This is a genomic window from Rhodococcus sp. C26F (assembly GCF_053345925.1).
The window spans coordinates 99,120-101,671 of the sequence record NZ_JBKFBA010000002.1 but is presented as its reverse complement, the minus strand read 5'-3'; the positions used below and the strand labels follow the sequence as shown (position 1 = coordinate 101,671).

Annotated in this window: 3 protein-coding genes (1 of these 3 only partly in view); all 3 read left to right on the top strand. The window is 67.0% G+C overall.

Features of this window, described 5'->3' with window-relative positions; translation table 11 throughout:
• Window positions 1-430, top strand: partial view of a PHP domain-containing protein gene (locus ACLBYD_RS03540; RefSeq protein WP_447815429.1) — the end only. The gene continues 431 nt to the left of window position 1, outside the view; only the last 430 of its 861 coding nucleotides appear in the window; its start codon lies off the left edge, out of view; its stop codon occupies window positions 428-430.
• On the top strand, window positions 427-849 hold the full coding sequence (locus ACLBYD_RS03535) for a hypothetical protein (RefSeq protein WP_447815428.1): 423 nt from the start codon (window positions 427-429) through the stop codon (window positions 847-849). Before ACLBYD_RS03540 ends, ACLBYD_RS03535 begins: the two co-directional genes overlap by 4 nt.
• A gap of 469 nt (window positions 850-1,318) precedes the next feature.
• Complete coding sequence (locus ACLBYD_RS03530; protein WP_033097302.1) at window positions 1,319-2,512, top strand: NAD(P)-dependent malic enzyme; 1,194 nt, start codon at window positions 1,319-1,321, stop codon at window positions 2,510-2,512.
• Window positions 2,513-2,552 lie beyond the last annotated feature (40 nt).

Genomic DNA, 2,552 nt, shown 5'->3' with positions numbered 1-2,552 from the left:
CGTCGCCGCCGGTGTGGTGCCCACGGTGGCCGACGCCTTCACCGAGCTGCTGTCGCCGCGCGGCCGTTACTACGTACCGAAGGCCGATACCCCGCTCGCCGACGCCGTGAAGATGGTGACGGCCGCGGGCGGTGTGCCGGTGGTGGCGCACGCCCGGGCACGTGCGCGTGGGCGGCTCCTCGCCCTCGACCACATCGAGGAACTCGCCGAACTCGGACTCGGCGGTGTCGAGGCCGATCATCCCGATCACGACGAGCAGGATGTGCGGACGATGCGCGATCTCGCGCGGTCGCTCGGGGTCGTCGTCACGGGATCGTCCGACTATCACGGCGACAACAAGACCATCGGGCTCGGCAGCTTCACCACGGCTCCGGCGGCGTACGAGGCGCTGCTCGACCGCGCGACCGGTGTGGAGGTGCTCGAGGGATGAGGCGACGGGGTGCGCGGTATCCGGACGAGGAGTACGGGTCGCCGAACGACGAAAACTACTACGACAGTGAGTACTACAACGAACCGTATTACCCGGACGAGGGGTACTACGCCGATCCGTACGAACCCGCATCGCGCCGCGCGAGTCTGCCGGTCCGCGCCCTCCGCGCTCTCTCCGGTGTGGTGTGCGGGGCGGTGCTGGTCCTGACGTTCGTGGTGTGCGGGGCCCAGTACCTCGCCGGCGACCGCGGTTTCCCCGGCCCGGGCACCACCTCGGTCGCCGCGCACGTCGTCGCCGCGCTCGTGGCCGTGATCGCCCAGGTGACGGCGGATCGACGCTCGGGTGGCGTGGCGCTCCTGTCGAGCCTTGTGGTGATCTTCACTGCATCGATTCTGATGATCACCCAGTGGTGGGGATGACGGCCCCGAGTGCCATCTCGGCTACCCGTCGGTAGCCGTCGTGTAACTGCGGAAATTCATCGCGGTGCGCCCGCGGCGCGGTGTTCACGGCACGTAAACTCACAGGTGAGGCGACAAAACCGTGAGACCTTCGCAATCGATGCCGATTTGATTGTTCGTCTGCGAAGGTGGCAAACTTGCGGCAATCCGAAAGCCGGAATACCCCGGAATCGGACGAAGGATGGCAGACCCACCCAGGGCTAGATCACCCAGGGCTCGATGCCAGGGCCACCCGCCCCGGCTCCATCACGTTCCGGAAGCCGTACAGCGTTGTACAGCGGCAGTCGTGATCGCGCCCGGAAGCTTCAATCCAATGTCCTTGGCGAAGCGCTGCAACTCGATGCATGCACGTGTGTGAATTGCATTGAACTGCGGTGTTTTCGCAGCAACCGAGTCCAGAGGTCGACTCGGAACACGCAGGAGTGTCATCGTGTCAATTGTGTCTGATGCACCTACCCCTCAGAAGCTCGAGTTGACGGACGAGGAGATCTTCTCGAGTCACGTCGACGGCAAGCTGTCGGTCGAGCTGACCGCGCCGCTCGAGAACCAGCGCGATCTGTCCATTGCGTACACCCCCGGTGTCGCCCAGGTCTGCCGGGCCATCGCCGCCGACGAGACCCTCGTCGACCGTTACACCTGGACCAACCGCCTGGTCGTCGTCGTCTCCGACGGCACCGCGGTCCTCGGTCTCGGCAACATCGGCGCACGTGCCTCGCTGCCGGTGATGGAGGGCAAGTCCGCGCTGTTCAAGAAGTTCGCGGGCCTGAATTCCATCCCGCTGGTGCTCGACACCACCGATCCCGACGCGATCGTCGAGACCCTCATCCGGCTGCGTCCGTCCTTCGGCGCCGTCAACCTCGAGGACATCTCGGCTCCGCGTTGCTTCGAGATCGAGAAGCGCGTCATCGAGGCGCTCGACTGCCCGGTCATGCACGACGACCAGCACGGCACCGCCATCGTCGCCCTGGCCGCCCTCAAGGGTGCGGTGAAGGTGCAGGGCCGCGACATCGCCGACCTGCGCATCGTGATCTCCGGGGCCGGAGCTGCCGGCGTGGCGTGCACGAACATCCTGCTCGCCGCCGGTGCGCGCGACGTGGTGGTGCTCGATTCGAAGGGCATCATCTCCTCCGACCGCACCGATCTCGGTGAGATCAAGGCCGATCTGGCCTCCCGCACCAACCCGGAGGGCCGCAAGGGCGGCATCGCCGAGGCGCTCGACGGCGCCGACGTCTACCTCGGCGTGTCGTCGGGCACCGTGCCCGAGGAGATCGTCGCGACGATGGCCGACGACGCCATCATCTTCGCGATGTCGAACCCGGATCCGGAGATCCACCCCGACATCGCCCACAAGCACGCCGCGATCGTGGCGACGGGTCGCAGCGACTTCCCGAACCAGATCAACAACGTGCTGGCTTTCCCCGGTGTGTTCAAGGGCGCTCTCGACGCAGGTGCCCGCCGCATCACCGAGGGCATGAAGCTCGCCGCCGCCGAGGCCATCCTCTCGGTCGTCGGTGACGAACTGGCCGCGGACAAGATCGTCCCGAGCCCGCTCGATCCGCGCGTGGCGCCCGCCGTCGCCGAGGCCGTCGCGGCCGCGGCGAAGGCCGAAGGCGTCACCGACTAGGGATTCGCTCCTGGCGAGATCGCACCGAACGCCCCGATCC